This window comes from Vibrio jasicida CAIM 1864 = LMG 25398 (genome assembly GCF_000400365.1).
Classification (GTDB): Bacteria; Pseudomonadota; Gammaproteobacteria; order Enterobacterales; family Vibrionaceae; genus Vibrio; species Vibrio jasicida.
The window spans coordinates 24242-44695 of sequence record NZ_BAOG01000062.1; the positions used below are offsets into that span (position 1 = coordinate 24242).

The 20454-nt window shown below is 45.4% G+C and carries 17 protein-coding genes and 1 tRNA gene; 7 read left to right on the plus strand and 11 right to left on the minus strand.

The features are described from left to right. Positions 1 to 70 precede the first annotated feature (70 nt). A complete protein-coding gene (gene chiP, locus VJL_RS17290) occupies positions 71 to 1192 on the minus strand; it encodes a chitoporin (protein WP_038872845.1) in 1122 nt (373 codons plus the stop codon). A 473-nt stretch (positions 1193 to 1665) separates the two neighbouring features. On the opposite strand from chiP, the gene VJL_RS17295 reads away from it, so the two are divergent. Both VJL_RS17295 and VJL_RS17300 read left to right on the plus strand, forming a co-directional pair. Further along, positions 1666 to 4365: a heavy metal translocating P-type ATPase gene (locus VJL_RS17295; RefSeq protein ID WP_038879797.1), complete on the plus strand. Its 2700-nt coding sequence runs from the start codon at positions 1666 to 1668 to the stop codon at positions 4363 to 4365. Between the two features lie 24 nt (positions 4366 to 4389). Further along, positions 4390 to 4839, plus strand: a complete 450-nt coding sequence (locus tag VJL_RS17300) for a DUF411 domain-containing protein (RefSeq protein ID WP_038879799.1) — start codon at positions 4390 to 4392, stop codon at positions 4837 to 4839. Between the two features lie 331 nt (positions 4840 to 5170). Here VJL_RS17300 and VJL_RS17305 read toward each other — a convergent pair whose 3' ends face one another. Together VJL_RS17305 and VJL_RS17310 are read right to left on the minus strand one after the other, a co-directional pair. Continuing rightward, complete coding sequence (locus VJL_RS17305) at positions 5171 to 5863, minus strand: oligogalacturonate-specific porin KdgM family protein (protein ID WP_038879801.1); 693 nt, start codon at positions 5861 to 5863, stop codon at positions 5171 to 5173. Positions 5864 to 6312: 449 nt separating this feature from the next. Next, the gene (locus VJL_RS17310) at positions 6313 to 8964 is read right to left on the minus strand and encodes a beta-N-acetylhexosaminidase (RefSeq protein WP_038879803.1); all 2652 of its coding nucleotides are present in this window, start codon (positions 8962 to 8964) and stop codon (positions 6313 to 6315) included. 458 nt (positions 8965 to 9422) lie between these two features. On the opposite strand from VJL_RS17310, the gene VJL_RS17315 reads away from it, so the two are divergent. Together VJL_RS17315 and VJL_RS17320 are read left to right on the plus strand one after the other, a co-directional pair. After that, positions 9423 to 10295 (plus strand): TraB/GumN family protein, encoded by an 873-nt coding sequence (locus tag VJL_RS17315; protein WP_038879805.1) that lies wholly within the window; start codon positions 9423 to 9425, stop codon positions 10293 to 10295. Positions 10296 to 10469: 174 nt separating this feature from the next. Next, on the plus strand, positions 10470 to 10892 hold the full coding sequence (locus VJL_RS17320) for a hypothetical protein (protein ID WP_038872828.1): 423 nt from the start codon (positions 10470 to 10472) through the stop codon (positions 10890 to 10892). 440 nt (positions 10893 to 11332) lie between these two features. Here VJL_RS17320 and VJL_RS17325 read toward each other — a convergent pair. Further along, a tRNA-Pro gene (locus VJL_RS17325) sits at positions 11333 to 11409 on the minus strand. 260 nt (positions 11410 to 11669) lie between these two features. Between VJL_RS17325 and VJL_RS28015 the strand changes: the two genes are divergently transcribed. The 3 genes from VJL_RS28015 (at position 11670) to rluF (ending at position 13743) form a co-directional block, all read left to right on the plus strand. Beyond that, positions 11670 to 11810: a DUF3149 domain-containing protein gene (locus tag VJL_RS28015; protein ID WP_020198127.1), complete on the plus strand. Its 141-nt coding sequence runs from the start codon at positions 11670 to 11672 to the stop codon at positions 11808 to 11810. 132 nt (positions 11811 to 11942) lie between these two features. Continuing rightward, complete coding sequence (gene smrA, locus VJL_RS17335) at positions 11943 to 12524, plus strand: DNA endonuclease SmrA (RefSeq protein ID WP_038879807.1); 582 nt, start codon at positions 11943 to 11945, stop codon at positions 12522 to 12524. Positions 12525 to 12627: 103 nt separating this feature from the next. Further along, positions 12628 to 13743, plus strand: coding sequence for a 23S rRNA pseudouridine(2604) synthase RluF (rluF, locus tag VJL_RS17340; protein ID WP_038872822.1), 1116 nt, complete (start codon positions 12628 to 12630; stop codon positions 13741 to 13743). 64 nt (positions 13744 to 13807) lie between these two features. Here rluF and ybaK read toward each other — a convergent pair whose 3' ends face one another. From ybaK to prfA, 7 genes are all read right to left on the minus strand, one after another. After that, positions 13808 to 14281, minus strand: a complete 474-nt coding sequence (gene ybaK, locus VJL_RS17345) for a Cys-tRNA(Pro) deacylase (protein WP_038879809.1) — start codon at positions 14279 to 14281, stop codon at positions 13808 to 13810. Positions 14282 to 14373: 92 nt separating this feature from the next. Beyond that, entirely contained in the window at positions 14374 to 16035 is a 1662-nt protein-coding gene (gene ushA / locus VJL_RS17350) for a bifunctional UDP-sugar hydrolase/5'-nucleotidase UshA (RefSeq protein ID WP_038879811.1), read from the minus strand. A 303-nt stretch (positions 16036 to 16338) separates the two neighbouring features. Further along, the gene (gene kdsA, locus VJL_RS17355) at positions 16339 to 17190 is read right to left on the minus strand and encodes a 3-deoxy-8-phosphooctulonate synthase (RefSeq protein ID WP_038872813.1); all 852 of its coding nucleotides are present in this window, start codon (positions 17188 to 17190) and stop codon (positions 16339 to 16341) included. Between the two features lie 51 nt (positions 17191 to 17241). Then, positions 17242 to 18051 (minus strand): SirB1 family protein, encoded by an 810-nt coding sequence (locus tag VJL_RS17360; RefSeq protein ID WP_038872810.1) that lies wholly within the window; start codon positions 18049 to 18051, stop codon positions 17242 to 17244. 5 nt (positions 18052 to 18056) lie between these two features. After that, complete coding sequence (locus VJL_RS17365; protein ID WP_038872806.1) at positions 18057 to 18440, minus strand: SirB2 family protein; 384 nt, start codon at positions 18438 to 18440, stop codon at positions 18057 to 18059. Between the two features lie 41 nt (positions 18441 to 18481). Further along, positions 18482 to 19339, minus strand: a complete 858-nt coding sequence (gene prmC / locus VJL_RS17370) for a peptide chain release factor N(5)-glutamine methyltransferase (RefSeq protein ID WP_038872804.1) — start codon at positions 19337 to 19339, stop codon at positions 18482 to 18484. Between the two features lie 3 nt (positions 19340 to 19342). Then, positions 19343 to 20431, minus strand: a complete 1089-nt coding sequence (gene prfA / locus VJL_RS17375; RefSeq protein WP_038872803.1) for a peptide chain release factor 1 — start codon at positions 20429 to 20431, stop codon at positions 19343 to 19345. Between the last annotated feature and the right edge of the window lie 23 nt (positions 20432 to 20454).

Sequence of the window (20454 nt, forward strand, 5' to 3'; positions counted from 1 at the left end):
AATTCCAATGACTTATGTGAATAAGTATCAATACAAAAAGGGCGTTTCCGCCCTTTTAGCTGCTTCTATATTAGAAGTAGTATTCAACACCTACAGAGAACTCGTCGTAGTCAGCTGACTTCCAACGTGCTTTAGTGTCATCGTCTACTTGAGACGCACCGTCACCGAAGTCTAGCGTACGAGCACGAGCGTAAAGTACTGCAGATGGGTCTACGAAGTACATGATCTGTGCTGATAGTACATCATCCGCTGTGTTATCGATTGTCTTACCGTCACGTTCTAGGTCGAAGTTTGCTGCGTAACCCAGTTTGTACTGCCAATCACCTGTTGTGTACATTAGACCTGCAGACATTGCATCTTGCTTCTCGCTTACACCGTTGCTTGCATCAGCTTCCATGTATTTGTATTGAGCGAAGAAAGAGATACCGTTGTCAAACCAACCTTGAACACCTAGTAGGTACGTGTTGTTTTCCCAAGTTTGACTTTCACCTTCGATGTTACGGTTACCTTCGTAAGCAGCATCCAATTGTAGTGGACCTAACTTGTAGTGAGCCGCGATGCCGCCCCAGTAATCGTCACCTTCACCTAGACCCGCTTTATCACCAGCACCCACTGCTGCGTCGATAGAGAACTTGTCAGCGTACATTGGAGAATCCCAACGGATAGTGTTTGATTGACGGTCTTGGTACTTAGCACCACCGATTGCACCACCCCAGTCGTAAACATCACCTAGACCTGGGTTAGATGCTGGCCAGTCAACCAACTCGTACATTGGAGTAAGAACGCGACCTAGACGAACTTGACCCCAAGAAGCGCTTTCAAAACCTACGAATGTGTCACGCTCACCAAGACCTGCGCCTTCACCACCAAAGCTTGGGTCTACGTAGCCACCTTCGATTTGCCAAATGAACGTTGGTTCAAAGTTAGCGAATTGCTTTTTACCACGGAAGCCGATACGTGATTCGTTGTTTAGCTGCATGCCGCCCAAGTCATCGTCAGTTGCTTTGCTACCAGAATCGTAATCGCGGTACGCGGCCTGCATCGCGATAATACCGTACACTTCATATGAGAAAGAGTCTTTAGTTAGGTACTCTTTCGCTGCATCACTGTTTGCACCATCAGCAAAAGCTGAACCACTGAACATCATGCCTGTGATTGCAGTAGCAAGTAGGCTTTTCTTTAGGTAAGACATTTTTAACCCCTATATTTTTAGTTTTTTCCATTTTCAAATTCGCTAACTAGGACATTGCAGGAACTTGAATCTGTGTTTGGACGGAGCAAATATGACAAACTTTTTTCGCAGTAAAAAACTTTCCCCACGGCAATCTGAGCAACTTCAAAATGAGAAGATCAAAAACAATATAAACCAATTAATAACAACGACTTAAAATGACAAATAAAAATATAAAAACGTCAAAAGCATCCAGAGTCACTTGCTTTTTATATAAAAAGCTCGAAATTCGTGAGCAACCTCACCTCACTTTTAGGCGTTTTAACGGAACTTTATATTCAGAGAGAAAAAACTTTGAGATAACTCGCAACAATATCAGTACATTGACGGTGCAAGTAGGGGGATTTTGACGAAATTGTTTCACGTCGAAATGCTTGACCTTCACCTTGCAGGAAGGTTTATCCTCTGAACATTACTATTCTTGAGGACAAATTATGTATCAGTTCGTTGTACCGATGTCAGGGCTTAACTGCATGGGCTGTGCTAGAAAAGTTGAGAAAGCTTTACATGCCAATCACAGTGTTGAGATCATCAATTTGTCCCCAATAGTGGTTGAGTTGAAAACCGAGTCCCCTCTTTCTTCTATTGTTGAATCCATCGAGACATTGGGTTATCACGCTGGCCATCAATATCAGTTCAACCTAGCTGGACTAAGTTGTGGCGGCTGCGTGAAGAAACTCTCTTCTTTGTTAGAAGCGAATCAAGACGTCATTGCATTTCAAGCGTCGACAACCCAACTGGATATCACGACCCTACTCTCAGAGCAGCAAGTGATCGATCTTGTGGCAACTCTTGGCTATACCGCTAGCCTTGATTCTATTGAAGTAGAAGAAGAAGAAGGTTCATCAGAGCCTGAACTGGCAGAAAAGCAAAGCAATATTAAAGATGCACAGGTGCCACCAGCGAGTATTCAGCTGCAAATGCTGATTCAAGGCATGACGTGTGCGAGTTGCGTCTCTTCAGTAGAGAAAGCATTTACTAACGTAGAAGGCATTGAGAAAGCACAAGTAAACCTTGCTGAGCAAAGTGCATTAGTGTTCGCTACTCAAGATTCTGAAGCCCTTCACCACGCGATTATTGATTCAGTAAAACAAGCCGGTTACCAAGCAGAGATTCTCCAAGACGCAGCAACCCAACAAGAAAAGCAAGCAGCACAGCAACTTGCCCAACAAAAACGCTTCAGGCTTGATGCAATAGCTGGCTTAGTTGTCGGTGCGCCACTGATGTTGTGGGGGGTATTTGGCGGCAACATGGTGATTCGCAACACGAACGACCAGTTGGCTTGGGGTGCGATTGGTATTCTGTGTCTCTTACTGCTAGCAACTGCGGGTAAGCACTTCTTTACTAACGCATGGTTAGCAGCCACTCACAAACGTGCCACTATGGACACCTTAGTCGCGTTAGGTACCGGGGCGGCGTGGTTCTATTCGATGCTTATGGTGATATTCCCAGACTGGTTCCCTCTTGCTTCACGCCATGTGTACTTTGAAGCGAGCGCAATGATCATCGGCTTAATTTCTCTTGGTCACTATATCGAGGCAAAAGCCAAAGCAAACACAACACGCTCATTGCAGGCGCTGATTAACCTACAACCTCAACAAGCGACGGTGATGACAGAACAAGGTGATCAACAGATCGCAGTTGAGCAAATCACGCTAGGCATGAAACTACGCATCAAACCGGGCGAGAAAGTGCCAGTAGATGGCGTTGTGATACAGGGTGAATCGTACATTGATGAGTCAATGCTAACCGGTGAACCAGTACCAGTGTTAAAAGCGCAAGATGCACAAGTGTCTGCCGGTACACTGAACACAGATGGTGGATTAATCATTGAAGCAACGGGCATCGGCGCGAACACCATGCTGGCTCGAATCATTCGCATGGTACGCACAGCGCAAAGCAGCAAGCCTGCCATTGCCAAATTAGCGGACCAGATTTCATCGGTATTTGTACCGGTCGTGGTCGGCATCGCAATCCTTGCCGCTTTGGTTTGGTTTGCCGTAGGTCCAGAACCTAAAGCCAGCTACATGCTTGTAGTAACGACCACAGTGCTGATTATCGCCTGCCCTTGTGCGCTAGGCTTAGCAACGCCATTGTCGGTTACCGTTGGTGTCGGTAAAGCCGCAGAGCTCGGCATTCTGATCAAAGACGCTGACGCACTGCAGTTGGCAAGCAAAATCGACACCGTCGTATTCGATAAAACTGGCACGCTGACTCAAGGTAAACCGAGTGTGCAGCAAGTGTTTACTCACGCCACCAGCCAAGAGCACTTGCTAGCTCTGGCATACGCGGCCGAACGTCAATCGGAGCACCCGTTGGCAAAAGCCGTGTGTGATTACGCGAGAAAGAACAATACTGAAAATATTGAGTTGAGCGCATTCGAGAACATTCGTGGCCGTGGCATTACTGCGACTTACCAAGCACAATCGCTACTCATTGGCTCATTGCAATTTATGCAAACCGAGCAGATTGATACCAGCTCAATGAAGCAAGCGATTGAAGATTGTGCAAACAACGCTTGGACACCAGTGGCAGTGGCTCTGAACAACGAACTGATTGGTTTAATTGCCATCGCTGATCCAATTAAATCTGATGCCAAGCAAGCGGTGTCTGCATTAAAATCGCAGGGCATAAAAACCGTCATGCTCACAGGCGACAACCAACACGTAGCCAATGCTATCGGTAAAGAGCTCGGCATTGATGAAGTCATCGCTCAAGTGATGCCCGACGAGAAAGCACAACACATTGAATTGCTGCAATCTCAAGGCCGCACAGTTGCGATGATCGGTGATGGCATCAATGACGCACCAGCCCTTGCGTTGGCGGATCTTGGTGTCGCAATGGGAAGTGGCAGTGACGTAGCAATCGAAAGCTCACAAATGACCATTCTCAATACATCACCAATGGCCGTTGTGCATGCGATTGAACTCTCTCGCGCAACACTTAAGAACATGAAACAAAACTTGTTCGGCGCCTTTATTTATAACTCGTTGGGTATTCCTATCGCCGCAGGCGTACTTTACCCAGCGTTTGGATTTTTGCTCAGTCCTGTCGTTGCTGGTGCAGCGATGGCACTGTCTTCAATCACGGTCGTCAGTAATGCAAATCGACTACGACTGTTTACCATTAAGTAAGCGACACTTCTTCTCGAGGATATTATGAAGTTGAAACTATTGACCTTTACAATGCTTGCTGTCACATCGGCGAACGTATTAGCCGCTGATGTCATCAACCACAAATCGCCATACTGTGGCTGCTGTGGCGAATGGACAAAACACATGGAAGAGAACGGCTTTACTGTGGAAGAAAAGCTGCATGATGACATGAATGCGATCAAACGCGATTTGGGCATCAAGAACGAACAGCTTTACTCTTGCCACACCGCAGAGATCGATGGCTACGTATTTGAAGGTCATATTCCTGCCGCCGACATTAAAGCCTTCTTAGAAAACCCGCCTAGAAATGCAAAAGGCCTGACGGTACCGGGTATGCCAATGGGCTCACCAGGCATGGAATACGGCGATAAGAAAGACAGCTACGCTGTTTACGCCTACAACGAGAAAGGCCAAGTATACGAATACCGTTACCACAAAGGTAACGACCAATAAAAACAAAGCCCAGCGATTCAAACCGCTGGGCTTTTTCTTAATGGACAAATATACCCAAGTGACTTCAAGATGCAGAGTTCAGAGCGTTGTCATTGATTCGAGTGCAAGGAAGACAACGAAGCGGAATAGCAAGCTCTTTCCAAGTTGTTTGACACAGCAATTGAGTCAATGACACGCTCCCAGAGGGCGAGTTGTCTTGCCTTGCATGCTTTGTTAACAATTTTTGATTTAGAACCACTAGATCTTCAAATTGTTGCCTTGCCTTCAAACCAAGTCATTCTCGCTGAACCTAGCATCTCGAGGTTACTTGGGTATTAGACAAACTTTTTAATTAGAAGCCGTAAGATGCGCCGAATACAAATGCGTTGTTTACTAGGCTATCACCTGATGCATTCTCTGCACCGTGTGCTTGGCTACGGAACTCAAAGTAAGGTTGAACGCCCTTACGAGTCCATGTTGCACGTAACTCGTGGTCCATGGTTTCAGCATCAATCATGTAAACGTTGTTGTAGCTCAGTGTCACATCTTCGTTCATCGCGTAACCAATGCGGTTATCCATGCGGTAATCTGTTTTCGCATCTGCGTCTGTTGCATCGATGTGTGCACGAGTACGGTTGCTTAGAGAGATACCATTATCGAAGTTGTAGCCGATTTTAACTAGCGGGCGGTATTGAATGCTCTCCCCAGCAGAGAATAGATGCTGGTAACCTGCTGCAACCCATAGGTGATCAGTGATGTTAAATGCTTGCTCACCACCCACAGTGATAGCCGGTGTTGTGTTACCTGCGCCGCCGTTTTCAGTTTCTAACTTACCAAGTTGGATGCCATCAAACTCAGTGTAAACCGTGAAGCCGCCGAATTGGTTATCGAAAGTGTGGCCAGCTTCTAGCGTTGATGTCATGTCCGAACCGTGAATTCGACCATCATCGTGAAATTGAATATTACCCGTTACGTAAGATGAGTCTGCGAAAGCGCTTGAAGCGAAAACAAGAGAAAGTGCACTTAGTGCTAAAACGTTTTTCATAATTACTGCCTTTATTTGTTCACGTTATGCGATGAGATGTCCGGCTATCACTGCCCTTCATCGCAAACATTGGGATGTGCCTCCCTGGCGACAGCAATACTGCGCAATTTAATTCGCATTGAAAAATAAATCGTTTAAAACAGTGATCCAATTCAAATCAACATTTTCGAAACCCAATAAAGTTTATTAAATACAGTCACTTGATATAAAATATAAAAATTCGTCAAAAAAATAAAGTGTGACCTGAAGCTAATTAGGCTCTCAAATTTGGCACAAAATAAGCATCGAGATCACACTCTTCTTTTCTTTCTAAATTACGAACTTAATTATCAGTAAAAAATAATCAGACATTGGTCACGCTTATTTTCCGTAGAAAAATAAATAAAGCCCTCAGCATAGGTTGAGGGCTTTGAGTAAGGAACAATGATTTTAGTGAATGATTAGCAGAATTACTTCACGCTAGTCACGCGGCTTGTTTTCTCACCTGTAGCAGATACAGAGCGGATAAACACTTCACCTTTCACATTTGGACGAGCATTGTCTGCGTAAGTTAGCCAGTTCTTGCCGTCTAGAGAGTATTGAAGCTTCACACCAGGGAACTGAACGTTCATTGCTAGCTTGCCATCCTCTACTTTCGCACCTGGTACAGGTAGGCGGTAGTCGATACCAGATTTCTCTAGCTTAGCCAGTTCACGTTGGCCAAGTACGTTCGCAAAGCGGTTGTAGTCTTGGTTTAGCGCTGCTTTGTCTACTAGGTTAGAGTTTTGCGAGTATTCAACACCCACTTTGTAGTCGTTTTCCCAATCAGCACGGTGCCATGCACGCTCAGCGGCTGCTAGTACGCGAGGGAATACCATGTACTCGTATTGCTCGTCGTTACGTACTGTCTCAGACCAAAGCTGTGCTGATAGACCGTAGAAAGGTTTCGCTTCGATTTCACCTTTACCAGTAAAGCCATTACCATCGCGATCTACAGACGTTTCTGCGTTTTGAGGCATGTTCTCTGGTGCAAAGCCAAACATCTTACGAGTATCTGTTGCACGTGTAGCCCAGTAGTAACCACGCTCTTTCGGGTCAACTTCGTATGGCATGTCCATGTAAACGTAGTCTGGGTTAGAAACGATCACGTCGTAACCTTTCTTAGACCACTCGTACACTGATGATGTGCCCCCCCAGTAAAGAACGTCCCAGAAGTTTACGCGAGTATTTTCTGTTGCAAACGCTTTCTCGCCTTCACTGTACTTAAGACCATCTTGCCAAGCTTGGAAGTTAGGGATGCCCTTCTCAGCCACAATCTTAGACACTTCTTCTGCAAAGTGGCTTGGTAGATGAGCAAAGTCGCTTACCGTACCGTCTGCAATTAGCGTCTGACATTGTGGAGATTGTGCAAATGGCTTGTCTTGTTTAGACAGGTCAATCGTACCCTTCCAGCTTACTTTGTCTTCAGCGTTCACATCTTGGAAACCAGCGCCTAGCTTGATGTTCTTCGCTTCGTCACCACCAAAGTGCCATGTTGATAACGGTGCGCCCGCTTCTTGGTGCATTGCCGCTACTTCTGAAATCACTTTATCAACAAAGCGAGTTGAAGATTCCATACATGGGTTGATGAAGCTTTGCTTGTTGTAGAACTGAACCGTGGTTACGTTCGATGTATCTTGAGGATCCATCAGGCGGTACTCGTTCGCTTCTGCTTCTTTACCTTCTTCCATTAGGCGGTCGTAACGAGCTTCCATTGATACCACAGCTGCACGAGCGTGCGCAGGCATATCGATTTCAGGAATCACTTCGATGTTACGCGCTTTCGCGTACTTCAAGATGTCCACGTAGTCTGCTTTGCTGAAGAAGCCAGAACCAAAGTTGTCTGTCGTTGCACCTGAGCCAAGCTGAGGCAGTAAACAGCTTTTCTCTTCCAAATCGAAACAACGGTTAGCACCCACTTCTGTCAGCTCAGGCAGACCCGGGATTTCTAAACGCCAGCCTTCATCATCCGTTAAGTGAAGGTGTAGTTTGTTCATCTTGTACGCTGCCATTTGGTCTAGCGTTGCAAGAATTGCGTCTTTAGAGTGGAAGTTACGAGCCACATCCACCATCACACCACGGTAATCAAAGCGAGGTGCATCTTGAATAGACAGTTGTGGTAGAGAATCAGCATTTTGGCTATCTATCAGGCCAAAGATAGATTGTACTGCGTAAAACGCGCCAGCTTGGTCGAACGCTTTAATAACAATACCGTTGCCGTTGATGCTCATATCGTAAGCACCAGATTTTGCTAATTCACCGGTGAAGTTTGCAGGAACTAGCGTGATGCTAACAGGAACATCACCACGAACATCCACACCTACCACTTCTGCACGATCTTGAATTGCTGCGTATTGAGCCGCATCAAATGCGTCTTTCGGCAGCGCAATACCCCCTGCGATGTCTACTGTGCCTTTGCCTGCTTTCACATGCATTGGCGTTGGTAGCAACGTAGTTGATACATCTTGTTTTGCTAGATCTTCGTTCTTTTCAAAACGAGATGCCGCACTTGCCATGATGTTGTTGTCATCAGGCGTACGTTTTAGGTTGTTGCCTTCAAGGCCAGTAACGAAAGAATTAACGTCTTCTGTATTAAGCGACGCGATCATCTTAGGCTCAGCGTTTGGCGCTGCAACAAATGCACCCGGCATGAAGTCAGTTTCAAATAACTGCCAGTATTCAGCAACAAGAGGAAGAACCACTTCTTCACCTGCCGCAAAGCCATCAAATTTGTCTGTTGGTTCTAGTTTGTGTAGGTCGCCCGTTACACGAGAGATTTTGAATTGTTCGTTGTCGACATCCAGAATCAGACGGATGCTGTGGAAGTAGATAGCCCAATCTTGAGAGTCAACCGCTTCGCCTTGGTTAACCAGTGTCATGTTGACTTTGTTACAAGACGCCCACTCTGCGCCCATATCCTGACATGCAAGACCTTCGTTAGCGCCGTGGTTAGTCAACACTTCATATTGAATATCAAGGTTGTCAGCCAATGAGTTTACAACTTGTTGCTCAGAATTCTGTAGTGAAGAGCAACCTGCCAATGTAGCAATAACAGAAGCAGCAATCAGACTATGTTTCAACATCTTACTTTCCCCAAAAAGTCAGTGGTTCAAAACGACATTTATCAAAAATGGTGAGCACCTAAATGCGAGGCGCTTAACAGTTGCATTCAACATACAAGCAGTTATTTCTAAGCGTAAAATTAATGAAACTAAGAAGTGATCCAGGTCAAATTCAGCATTGCTTAAGAAAATATAAACACTTACATTTCAATTACTTAATTAAAACGTCAAAAACGAACAACTTTTTTTGACGAGTTTGTTGCGATCTCAATCACGAATATCGATGGGTTTAGTCGGGTTTTATAGGATTTTGATCACTATTGGTTATTTAGTAATCCATTAACAACAAACTCAATTGAAGTGCTTTCGTGAATTAGATCTCATTTCCATGCCGTCAAAACTCGTCAATATTTTTAGAAATGACGATTTTGCCGAACCATGTTATAGATAAGGTGCATATTGAATTCGAGGAGCAAAATATGTTTCGACTCTTGTCTGTCATGTCATCTTTGATTGTTTTTTTCACCTCCTACTCCGCACAAGCAGAGCCACAACACTGGTTGGTACAAAAAGGAGACACCGAATACATGATTATTGGTTCTGTCCATGTGGGCGACAAAAGCATGTACCCTTTACCGAAAGCCGTGACTCAGTTCCTCAACAACAGTGACGGTTTGATCATCGAAGCGGATATCAGAAATACCGAAGGGGCTGCATTTCCAAAAACAAAACTACTTGCGAAAGACATCCTCGACAAACAACAACGTCAGCACTTGGCTGACATCGCAAAAGATCTTGGATTACCGGAAGAACAACTACTCGATGCACCACCTTGGTCGGCGGCATTGACGATTCAGCTCTTGCTAGTGAATAAGTTAGGCTATGCCTCAGACCAAGGTGTCGACATGCACTTAATGACGCTTGCTGATAAGCAAAATGTGCCAGTGATCCCACTCGAAACGGTACAATTTCAGTTGGACTTAATTGCTGGACAAGAAGATGGCGGGAAAGAATTACTGCTCTCTTCTATCGAAGAATATGACGGTGGTGAGGCTTTGGTACAGTGCTTGATCGACAGTTGGAAGACTGGAGATGGTAACTCTCTAGAAGATGCGTCTAAAAGCGCAGAGTCTACCGATGCATTTAATGAGGCTTTCCTGTATGAGCGCAACCATGATTGGGCTGAAAAGCTAGATTCAGGCAGTGTACTGCCAAAGAAAGCAGGTCAATACACCATTGTGGTCGGTAGCTTGCACTTAGTTGGTAAAGACAACTTGATCGATTTACTCAGAAAACGCGGCTTTAACATCGAAGCTCTGGGCAATACTAGCAAAGCAGATTGTGACATCTAAACGGGCACAATATTTACACTACGAACATCAGTGCCCTGATTGACGGGGCACTTACATCCTCTTACACCGCACCCACGCTGTTGAGTCTACACTTACGCTTCGCTGACAAATCCAGCAATCTATCCGATACTATCGACTCAACCTGTACACAATCTCAAATTTGATAAGAGCCTTATGACGTTCAAAGCCTCATTATTATGTCTAGCCAGCGCACTACTTTTACCTTCGTTAGCGAATGCCAAGCCATCTTGCACGATTGAAGAATTCCAGCCCGTCGATATCGCCCCAGAAACTAAAGGTGGTGTATTCGATAAAGAAAGTGGTCAGTTCTTAATTACCCAAAAACCTATGATGCGCTGTGCGAACATTACTTTTTCTACTGCCCATACTCGCAATCGCGTCGCACATCTAATCAATCAGAATTTTGAAGCCGAATACTTCGATGGCAAAACAGGGAAATCACACTCTGTGACGTTTGATGAAGATGAACTTCAAGCTGGCTACATCAAGGTAGGACCAAACAATCCACAAACGGTTTATGTCTGTTTCACCACATCCGAAACACCAATTAAAGATATTAGTTGTGATGTGAAATAGCGGGAATGGGAAGCGACTTTGTTTTGTCTTTCTAGGAACAAGTTCCATCAACAACTTTCAAAGCCGAGTGCACTTCATTAGCCCTCTAGCGAACACCTCTCAATTCCTAAAGCGAAGCGCTCCCGACTCAAAAAAACCGTAAACGTAAAAAGCCGCAACATTTCTGTTGCGGCTTTTCTAAAATAGGTCGGTGAAGAGCCATATTCTAACTTCAGGCGAACCCCATTTGGTTCGCTACTATCAAAGCCAAATTTGCGACCGCTGAAACGACGAAAGCCTGCTCATTGAGCAGGCTTTCTGAAAGTGGTCGGTGAAGTAGGGATTCGACGCGGCTGGGCTTCCAGAGGACTGGCATTCCAGCCCCCGACCCTCTGGTTCCAAATAAATATCACCAAATACGAAAAAGGCCCTACATTTCTGTAGGGCCTTTTTCTCTAATATGGTCGGTGAAGAGGGATTCGAACCCCCGACCCTCTGGTCCCAAACCAGATGCGCTACCAAGCTGCGCTATTCACCGAGATGTTTAACTGAGGACTTATCCCCGTCAACGGATGCGTATATTACGGATTCTTTTGAGAGACGCAAGTGCTTTTTGCGAAAAAACCTAATGTCTTAATTCGTTTGATGAATTACTGAACACTAGCACGTGAAATGTGACTAAGAACCCACAATAAAATACAGACTATTAACCTTGGCAACATAATTGATCCAGATCAGTGTGTAAAAAAGCACCACCTATTAGTTTGGTCCATGTCGGAACTATCTTGGAGGAAACACATGGACTTTTGGCTTGAACTCCTATTTGGTAATGCGGTGGGACTATCGTCAATGATAGTAATCTTTGGGACAATTGGACTGATGTTGTTTTTCAGCGGTTTCTTCATTTACAAGATCATGAACGACAAATCTCCTCACTAGATCTCGCTTAGCTCTAGAAACGCTTTGCACCGGAGTTGGTAACCTGCCTGCTCCGGTTTTTTATTTGATCTTTTCACACACGTCCTTGATATAATTGTCTCTACTTATCCTGTTCTTTATGAGATTGCCGTTATGTCTCACGATGACGATTTTGATCTGTTCCAACAGATGATGGGCGATGTAAAGCCAATCAGCAATGACACCGCCGAACACAAAAAGGTTCACCAAGTTACCGATGCACACCTTGCTAAACGCGAGGCAGCAATTTGGTTAACTGAAGACGATCCTGAATACTTGTCGATTGACCATGCAGAAATGCTGAAACCAGATGACTTTATCGAGTTCAAACGTGATGGCGTACAAGACGGTGTCTATCGTAAGCTACGTTTGGGCAAGTACCCGATACAAGCTCGTCTTGATTTACACCGTAAGACGTTGAAAGAAGCGCGTGACGAAGTCGTAAAATTCCTTAAGCAATGCATTCAAATGGACATTCGTACCGTGGTAATAGTGCATGGCCGTGGTGAACGTTCTAATCCACCAGCCTTAATGAAAAGTTATGTCAGCAGTTGGTTGCAGCAAATCCGCGAAGTGCAGTGTGTACACAGTGCGCAACGATTTCACGGTGGCAGCGGTGCTGTGTACGTTCTATTAAGAAAGAGCCCCGAGAAGAAGCTTGAGACGCGAGAACGTCATCAAAAACGGTTAGGCTAAGCGCTCTCCCGGTGCTAGAATGCCCGACCTTATCTCGTCTTGCTGCTTTATCTAGCAGTAAGGCACTTCAATTAACCGCCGTTGTGAAACGTTAGGAGACGACATGTCACAAGACAACACAAAACGCTTAAACAAATACATCAGCGAAACGGGCTTCTGCTCGCGCCGTGAAGCAGACCGCCTTATCGAGCAAGGCCGCGTCACCATTAATGGTCAACAACCAGAGATGGGCACAAAAGTGCTACCTGGTGATGATGTTTGCGTCGATGGCAACCCCGTTGCGGCAAAAGAAAAGCCAATTTACATTGCCTTGAACAAGCCAACCGGTATCACTTGCACCACTGAGCGTGATATCCCTGGTAACATCGTTGATTTCATCGGTCATAAAAAGCGTATCTTCCCAATTGGTCGTCTGGACAAACCTTCAGATGGTTTGATCTTCCTAACAAACGATGGCGACATCGTGAACAAGATTTTGCGTGCAGGCAACAACCACGAAAAAGAATACGTGGTGCGTGTCGACAAACCTATCACCGGCGAATTCCTTAAGCAGATGTCGAGCGGTGTGAAGATCCTTGATACGGTGACTCTGCCTTGTAAAGTAGAGAAAGAGACCAAATTCTCTTTCCGTATCGTGTTAACACAAGGTTTGAACCGTCAAATCCGTCGTATGTGTGAAGCGCTAGGCTACGAAGTTTTCAAACTACGTCGCGTACGCATTATGAACATCTCACTTGATGGTATTCCTAATGGTAAGTGGCGTTACCTAAGTGACGACGAAATGGCAGAGATCCTAGCAATGTGTGAAGGCTCAGTGGGTACGGAAGAAGCATCAAAAACAGACTCTAGAGGGCGTAATATTCGTAAAGCGACCGACGCAAAGCTGTTTGATAGCCGTGAAGAAAACCAAGACTCTACTGCTCGTCGTAACCAGAAGACACGAACTTTCCGTGGTAACAATGCTGATGAATTTCGTCATGCACCGAATTCGAAAAAAGGCCAACAGCGTCGTCAACGTGATGATGAAAAAGCACGCCCAACAAAAGAGCATTACAACGCAAAGCCACAAAATGAACGCACTAAGCCTCAAGGTGAATATGGTAAAACTGAAAAGCCTCAATCACCGAGTAAACCTAAGCAGCATTACATGAACCCAAATGCCGCTAAGCCAAGCAAACCTGCAAAACGTTCTGGTGGCACATTGAGCCTGAAGAAATAACGCTTCACTGAATGGTAAGATCAAAAAAGGACGCTCATGAGCGTCCTTTTTGCTTGTCTTAAACTTACAAGCACAGCGGTGCAAATTGACCACGAGTTAAACTCAGCAAATCTTTCGGGGCTAACTCGATTTCTAAACCACGCTTACCCGCACTCACGCAGATGGTGTCTTGATCTATTGCACTTTCATGTAGAAAGGTAGGCAGCGCTTTTTTTTGTCCAAGTGGGCTAATCCCACCAACAACATATCCTGTGGTCTTTTGTGCAATTTCCGGATCAGCCATATCGGCCTTTTTGCCCTTCGCCGCTTTCGCTGCCAATTTAAGATTCAGCTTTTGGTCGACAGGAATAATGGCAACGGCTAGGTTTTTAGGCTCGCCGTTCAAACAGAACAGCAGCGTTTTAAAGACTTTCTTTGGATCTTGTCCCAATACTTCTGCCGCTTCTAATCCATAGCTGTCCGCTCGTGGGTCGTGCTCGTACTGGTGAATGGTGTGTGATACTTTTTTCTTTTTCGCAAGATTAATGGCCGGAGTCATCAAGATTCTCCTCATAAAACAAAAAACGCTGCTCCGTTATCGGTAGCAGCGCTTTAAGTTAATGGTATCCGCGAGTTTGAGTCAATCGCTTTTTACTTGTAAACAATATCACCAGAAGGGGCATACTCATTTACGTCAATCGGACTGTGCGTTTGTAAGAACTCTTTCAACACTTCTGCATCTGTAAACCCTGTATTGACGTAGCCTGAATGCGTATTTACTTTCGGGTACCCATCACCGCCTGACGCATTGTAGCTCGGTACGGTAAAGCGGTATTGGCCATCGAGGCGTAACTGCTTTTCACCAATGAATACGTTCGAAACCTTGCCATTTTCCACAGTCATAGAAATGCCCGCAAACTGAGCATAAGCACCTGAATCTACGGGCTTAGTTGCGACTACATTTAAGTAATCTAAGACTTCTTTACCCGACATATCGACGTAAGAAACCATGTTGCCAAACGGTTGTACCGTTAGTACGTCTTTGTAGGTAATATCACCGGCTTCAATGGAGTCACGCACGCCACCTGAGTTCATGACAGCAAAGTCTGCTTTCGCTCGCTCCATGTGCGCGGTTGCGATTAAACGGCCAAGATTGGTTTGCTGATAACGAACCACGTTACGGTCGCCTTCAAGTTTCCCATTCGATTCTGCAATCTTCACATTGAGCTTGTCGTGCCCCTGCTCTTGATAAGGGCGTAGAAACTCAAGCATGGCCTCATCTTGGTTTATCTCATCTTGAATCAGCACACGTTGTGATTCGCCATTCACTTTGATTTTCTTCTTCAAGTTAACCGGAATCAGATCGTAGCTCACCATAGAAAGCTCACCATTACGGAATTCGTAATCCGCGCGGCCAACAAACTTACCCCATTCATACGCTTGCACAATGTAAGTCCCATTTTGCACATCAGGTTTACATTCATCACCTGGCATGAAGTTCTTTTTGATGACGTTCGGACCTTCCATACAAACAGGCTCTTGAGAGTGACCACCCACTATCATGTCCAAGTCACCTTCATTTAGGTAGCGAGCCAATGCCACATCACCGGGAGCATTCACACCACGGTTGCCATTTTCGTAATGGCCCATGTGTGTCACTGCAAAAATAAGGTCTGGCTTCTCAGTTTCTTTTAGCTCAGCGATGACCTTCTTCGCTTCTTCTTTCGGGTCACGGAAATCAACCTCGCCAATAAATTCAGGGTTACCTAGCTTCGCCGTGTCTTCAGTGGTTAAACCAATAACAGCGATCTTGATGCCTTGCTTGTTGAACATGGCATAAGGTTGGAACAAGCGCTTGCCAGTTTCTTTGTCGTAAATGTTGGCAGACAGCATCGGAAAGTTTGCCCACTCTTGCTGTTTGAATAGCACTTCGAGTGGGTTGTCGAACTCGTGGTTACCTAGCGCCATCGCATCGTAACCAATTTTGCTCATGCCTTTAAAGTCAGGCTCTGCATCTTGCAAGTCAGACTCAGGTACACCTGTGTTGATGTCGCCACCTGATAGGAGTAGCACACTGCCCCCTTCCGCTTGAATCTCTGCGCGCAGTTCATCAATCAGCGTTTTACGCGCAGCCATGCCGTACTCGCCGTATTTATTCTGCCAGAAACGACCATGATGATCGTTGGTGTGCAGTACGGTCAATTTGTACGTTGTATCTTCATTCCATTCGTGTGCTGGTTGCGTTGCACATCCGGCTAAAGTAGCCAGAATAGCGGCGCTTAAAGCGGTTTTTACAATCAGGCGTTGCTTCATTGTTTTACCTTTTTATCGTCTGGAGTCCACTGCATTGCACGCTCAATGAGAAGAACTAACTCAACTCTTACTTATTGAGACGCAAAAACTTGATATAGTGTAAAACACTAACATATTGATTTCATGTTTCTGCGACGCACTTTACTTATGCGAACTGAATAGCCGCAAATTTAAACAGATTATAGACATAATCAAGGTGGGGTAAGGAAGCGAGAAAAGGATAGTGAGGCAGAATCAATGTGTCGATACAAAAATGGCCAGCACGCGGGCTGACCATTTCATTCAAACATTCACAACGATCGATTATTTGATATCGATGTCTGCAAAGCTCTTGATTAGATCGTCTAGCGATTTCATTTGCGCTAGGAACGGCTCTAGTTTGTCTAGAGGCAATGCAGATGGTCCATCACAGCGAGCTTGGTCTGGAGTCGGGTGCGCTTCGATGAACAGACCCGCAATGCCTGTTGCTAAGCCCGCTTTTGCCAGTTCAACCGTCTGCTCGCGACGACCACCAGATGCCGCGCCCGATGGATCACGCATTTGTAATGAGTGCGTTACGTCAAAAATGATTGGGCTGCCTTTTGATGCGTTCTTCATGACACCAAAACCAAGCATGTCTACAACTAGGTTGTCGTAGCCCATACAAGAGCCACGCTCACATAGGATGATGTTTTCGTTACCACATTCTGCGAACTTCTCAACAATGTTACCCACTTGGCCTGGACTCATGAACTGAGGTTTCTTCACGTTGATCACTGCGCCTGTTTTCGCCATTGCTTCAACAAGGTCAGTTTGACGAGCTAGAAATGCAGGAAGCTGAATAACGTCAACCACGTCTGCCACTGGTTGAGCTTGTGCTTCAGTATGAACATCAGTAATGATCTTTACGCCAAACGTGTCTTTCAGTTCTTGGAAGATCTTCATACCTTCTTCTAGACCAGGGCCACGGTATGAATGGACAGAGCTGCGGTTTGCTTTGTCGAACGATGCCTTAAATACGTAAGGAATGCCAAGCTTGTCGGTTACTTTTACATAGTGCTCACAGATCTGCATAGCAAGATCACGAGACTCAAGAACGTTCATACCAGCAAACAGTGTGAATGGCTTGTCGTTAGCAACCTGAATGTCACCAATATTAACGATTTTCTGTTCCATTTTGATTCTCTTTTGTCTGTCCTCAATATGCCTTTCGGCCTATTGATAAAATTAGTGAAGCGTGACGTGCTTTTCGTTCATCGCATTAACTTGTGATTTTAGTAGCTCTGATGCCGGATCGTCTGGGCATTGGTCAATAAAGTACTCAAAATCGGAAGCGGCAACCTGAAGACACTCTAACTGCTGGAAGATAAAGCCACGGTCACGAATTTCATATGGGTCATCAGGTACAAACGTCAACGCAAGATTGGTACAACGCAGTGCCAGTGTGTAGCGCTCTTCACGCAGCATCGCACTTTTAATCAAAGCTAACCAACGGCCAATGACAGTCGGGTTATCGGCTTCTTCAAAATGTTCAGGTTTAAGCGTCGCAAGTGGACCTTCTTGACCAATCAACCATGCTTGAAGAATTTTCTCGCCAACGTATTCACCGTTAAACGGATTAATGTAATCTGGTGTTTTGTGCATCCAATCCAGCTTAATCAAGAACTGAGTTGGGAATGTCACCCCTTTCATCGGGAAACCAAGACGATTGCCAAGATAAAGCAAAATAGCACCAAGGCTAACTGGAATGCCTTTCTTACGCTCTAGCACCTTATCAATAAAGCTGTTGTCAGAGATAAAATACTCTTGCTCATCCCCTTTAAATCCCCATTCATGGAAGAATAGGCGCAAGAATGAGTCAAAGCGTTGCTCTTCATCGGTTTCATGAACAAGTGTCGCTTCTGCTTCTTTGTACAGACGCTCTAATTCTTGTTTTGCCCAATGAACATTGGTTTCTGGGTTAATGGAATGGTTCAGCTCTAAGGCGCCTTCCACCAACGGGATGTTGTCAAAATCTTCGTCAAAAAGTTCAAGCATGAAGATTACCCAAATAGGTTTGGATTTTTAGAAACGGCAATATTCGCGGCCATAACCAACCAGCCTAAAGCACCGAAGAAAGCAAAGATTCTCAGCAACTTGTTCTTCGCCATCTTCATCGCAAAGAAACCAAGAGCAATGTACGCCAACACACAAGTGATCTTGTTGGTTAACCAAGGCGCGGCATCCGTAAATGGAATAAAGCCGGTCACCATGATCAGACCGATACCAGATAGCAGTAGCGCGGTATCAACAATATGCGGGAAAATTTTCAGAAAGCGATTGTTGAGTTTCGGAGAATTCATCATCAACAACGCAAATCGGATAGACAATAGTGTTGCACTCAGCGCGATCGTCACCAAGTGAATGTGTTTTAGAGCTACGTACATTTCTCTTCTCTTTTATAAGTTTACTGCTGACTTGCTCGTTATTATTTTGGCTTAAAGCAACCAAGCGTCACTCGGTCGTTACCGCCGTAATCTTTTTCTGTCATCACTTGCTCGAAACCAAAGTTCGTCAGGATTTCGCGTACTGCATCACCTTGATCGTAACCATGCTCGAAAGCAAGCCATCCACCCTCTTGCAAATATTGACGAGCAAGATCGGAGATATATCGAATGTCCGCTAAGCCATTCTCGTCTGCAACAAGCGCAGATTTTGGCTCAAAACGCACATCACCTTGAGATAGGTGTGGGTCTTTTTCGTCGATATATGGTGGATTGGAGACAATTAAAGCAAACTTTGTTCCGCTGGCAATAGGTTCAAACCAGCTACCTTGGTCAAACGTCACATTTTTAATGTTTAGTTGCGCCGCGTTGTACTCTGCGAGCTCTTTTGCTTCTTGTTTTAAATCCACGCCCATCACTTGACGCGCTGGCATTTCAGACGCTAAAGCTAAGGCAATCGCTCCTGTGCCTGTACCAAGGTCAAGAATCGGCCCGGTCTGATCAAAGGTTTTATCTAGTGCGACTTCAACCAAACGTTCGGTATCTGGTCTTGGAATTAAGGTAGAAGGGGAGACTTTTAACGGCAAAGACCAGAACTCACGTTCACCAATGATGTAAGCCACTGGTTCACCTGCGATGCGTCTTTCTAACAACATCTCAAACTGAGCTTGTTGTTCCGCTTCTAATGCTCTTTCTGGCCAAGTGAGCAGGTAGCTTCTTGGTTTGCCTAGGACGTGACAAAGGAGGACAGCCGCATCGAGAGAAGGCGACTCTTTGCCGCCTTCTGTCAGAATTGCCGTTGCACTTTTCAGTGCTTGCTCAATCGATTGAACTTGGCTCATCGATTAGTTGTTCTCAGCTAGCGCCGCAAGTTGGTCTGCTTGGTGCTCTTGAACCACTGGTTCAATCAAGCTTTGCAGGTCACCTTCCATCACTTCGTTCAAACGGTAGATAGTTAGGTTAATGCGGTGGTCAGATACACGACCTTGCGGGTAGTTGTAAGTACGGATACGGTCACTACGATCACCAGAACCTAGTAGGTTACGACGTGTATCAGAGACTTCTGCAGCACGACGCTCTTCTTCCGCTTGAACGATACGAGCAGCAAGTACTGCCATCGCTTTCGCTTTGTTCTTATGCTGTGAACGCTCGTCTTGACACTCTACTACTGTACCTGTTGGTAAGTGGGTAATACGGATTGCAGAATCCGTGGTGTTGACGTGCTGACCACCCGCGCCAGATGCACGGAATGTATCAATCTTCAGATCGGCTGCTTTGATTTCTGGTAAGTCCGCTTCTGGGATCTCAGGCATCACTGCCACGGTACACGCTGAAGTGTGAACACGACCTTGAGATTCAGTCTCAGGTACACGTTGTACACGGTGACCACCTGATTCAAACTTAAGCACACCGTAAACGCCATCGCCGCTCACTTTCGCGATCATCTCTTTGTAGCCGCCTTGTTCTGAGTCATTGCTGCTCATCACTTCAACGCGCCATCCTTTCTTCTCAGCGAACTTAGAATACATGCGGAACAAGTTACCTGCGAAGATACCCGCTTCGTCACCACCTGCGCCCGCACGGATTTCTAAGAAACAGTTACGCTCGTCGTTTGGATCTTTTGGTAGCAATAAGATTTGAAGCTCGTCAGTAAGACGCTCAATCGCCTCTTTTGCTTCTTTGATCTCTTCTTGCGCCATTTCACGCATTTCTTCGTCGTCTTCGTTCGCCATCTCTTCAGCGGCTTCTAGATCTTCTTTTGCCTGCTGATACGCTTGGAAGCACTGAGTTACTTCTTCTAGCTGCGAGTACTCTTTTGATAGAGCACGGAATTTGTCCTGATCACCAATTACATCAGGATCACCAAGAAGATGTTGTACTTCTTCGTAACGTTCTACTAGCGTTTCTAGCTTAGTCAGAATAGAGGCTTTCATAGTGTCGTTTTCTTAATAAAAAG